We start from the raw sequence: 1,982 nt of genomic DNA on the forward strand, positions 1-1,982 counted from the left end.
GGCCGATGGCAGCTTTGACAAGCTCTTTGAGCGCTACTTCGGCGAACGGTTACGCCGTGCGCGCCTGCATGAGCGCGTGGTGATCGATCTCACCAATCCGCTGCTCACGCCCGGCACCGCCACGCCTGTCGAACGTCCGGAGCTCTGGTACGACTTCCGGCGCTGGCCGGCGAAGGCGAAGTAGGCAACGACGACCTCACGCCGACAAGGCAATTTGCCTTTGAGACGCAAGCAGGCCGCCCACGCGCCCAGCCCGGGTGCGCTGCCTCAGCGCATCGCGACGATGCCGCCCTCGGCCGACGGCGCCAGCAGGAACAAGCCAGCCTCGCCGCGTTCGCCGCTGCGCACCTGCACGTCCACCAGGCAGGCTTGGCCGACGTCGGTGGCACGCAGCAGGCGCGTCTTGCGCTGCTGCGACGAACGGCCCAGACGCTCGATGAGTTCGCGGTAGACCGCCACGCGGCCCGGCTCGCCGGCAGCGCCCAAGCTGCCCTCCATCGTGAACTGGGCCGTCAGGCCCCAGGCGTCGCTGGCATTCCAGCGCGAATCGAAGTCATCCAGCCGGCGTTGCAGTGTCGCCTTGTCGTCACAAGGCGACGCGGCGGCATGAGCCTCGGCGGGCAGGACCAGCACACCGGCGGCCACCAAGCCCAGAGCGGTGACGATGGCCCAGCTCAGGCTGAGGGGGGCGGAAGAGGAACCAAAACGCTTCATGAGAGTCTCCTGGAAAGGGATCAACGGGACAGCGGTCGCCGCGGTGCTGAGCGGAAGGACAAAGGCGCGGCGTTGCATGGATCGCACTTTGCCGAGCAGGCCGGGCCCTGCCATCGCCCCGAAGAGCCATGCGACGAGCCACGACCGATGGCCCGTCGGGCATGGCCCATCAGCGCGATGGCAACCGCGACGCCGGCCGGAACACTGCGGCGCATCCGGCCCCATCACGCCGGCTCAAACGGAGCCTCCACCATGACCACCCTCCCCCCGCGCCTGGACCTCTACGCCCATATCCACAAGGCTTTGCGCCTGTTCATGAGCGACACACTGCAGCAGCTGAGCCGCCTCGATGTCGACGACCCGCTCGAGCTGGCCACCAGTCTGGGCCAGCTCGACGCGTTGCTGGATGCCGCCCGGCACCATCTCGACAAGGAGAACGAGTTCGTCCACCCCGCCATCGAAGCCCGCCGCGCGGGGGCCAGCGCGGCCATCGAGGTCGAGCACGAGGAGCACCTGGACGCCATCGCCGGCCTGCGCGMCGAGTCCGCCGCGCTGCGCGCCATGCCGTCAGCGAGCGCCGCCCAGCGCCTGTACCGCCGCTTCGCGGCCTTCGTGGCCCACAACCTCGAGCACATGGGCGTGGAAGAGAGCCGCCACAACCTGGCGCTGTGGGCCGCCTACAGCGACGCCGAGCTGCTCGACATCCACCACCGCCTCCTGGCCAGCATCGGCCCGCGCGAGATGAGCGAGACGCTGCGCTGGATGATTCCGGCATTGACGCCGGCCGAGCGCGCCCTTGTCATCGGCAGCCTGCCGCCGCCGGTTCAGGCGCCGGTGCTGGCCTCGGCGCGCGCGCTGCTCAACGACACGGCCTGGGCCAAGCTGTGCCGGGCGCTGGGTCAGGCCAGCGTGCCGGGCCTGGTGGCCATCTGACGCTGGTTCCACCACGCGGCCGCCTCGCCGCGTGAGTTCAGGCCCAGCTTGTCGAGGATGTTGGCCACATGCCGCTTGACGGTGTGGGGGCTCAGGTCCAGCGCGCGGGCGATGTGCTTGTTGCTGGCGCCGGCGGCGATCTGGGCGATGACCTCGGCCTCGCGCTGCGAGAGCCGGTCGTCCCCGGAGACGGCGGCGGCTTCGACCACCACCCGCGTGGCCGGCCGCACGGCTTCGGCCCAGCCGCGCAGCCGGGCGAGGTCGACCGGGTCGAGCAGGTCGCCCCAGTCCTCGGCCGCCATCTGCAGCAGCTTCGGCACGGYCCACAGCAGGCC

At 70.6% G+C, this 1,982-nt stretch carries 3 protein-coding genes and 1 pseudogene; 2 read left to right on the forward strand and 2 right to left on the reverse strand.

Annotated elements, in window-relative coordinates:
• Positions 1-184 (forward strand): annotated as a pseudogene (locus AC1DU6_RS29145) (hypothetical protein); the annotation flags it as partial.
• A gap of 83 nt (positions 185-267) precedes the next feature.
• Here AC1DU6_RS29145 and AC1DU6_RS29150 read toward each other — a convergent pair.
• Positions 268-714, reverse strand: coding sequence for a hypothetical protein (locus tag AC1DU6_RS29150; protein WP_477861443.1), 447 nt, complete (start codon positions 712-714; stop codon positions 268-270).
• Between the two features lie 252 nt (positions 715-966).
• Between AC1DU6_RS29150 and AC1DU6_RS29155 the strand changes: the two genes are divergently transcribed.
• Positions 967-1,647 carry a hemerythrin domain-containing protein gene (locus tag AC1DU6_RS29155; RefSeq protein WP_477861445.1) on the forward strand — a complete coding sequence of 227 codons (681 nt, stop codon included), beginning with the start codon at positions 967-969 and terminating at the stop codon, positions 1,645-1,647.
• On the opposite strand, the gene AC1DU6_RS29160 is transcribed toward AC1DU6_RS29155, so the two are convergent.
• Positions 1,614-1,982, reverse strand: a 369-nt coding sequence (locus AC1DU6_RS29160; RefSeq protein WP_477861447.1) for a response regulator transcription factor, incomplete at its 5' end; no start/stop codon positions are given. The two genes, AC1DU6_RS29155 and AC1DU6_RS29160, sit on opposite strands and share 34 nt — an antisense overlap.

It is taken from the genome of Roseateles sp. P5_B10 (assembly GCF_056400485.1).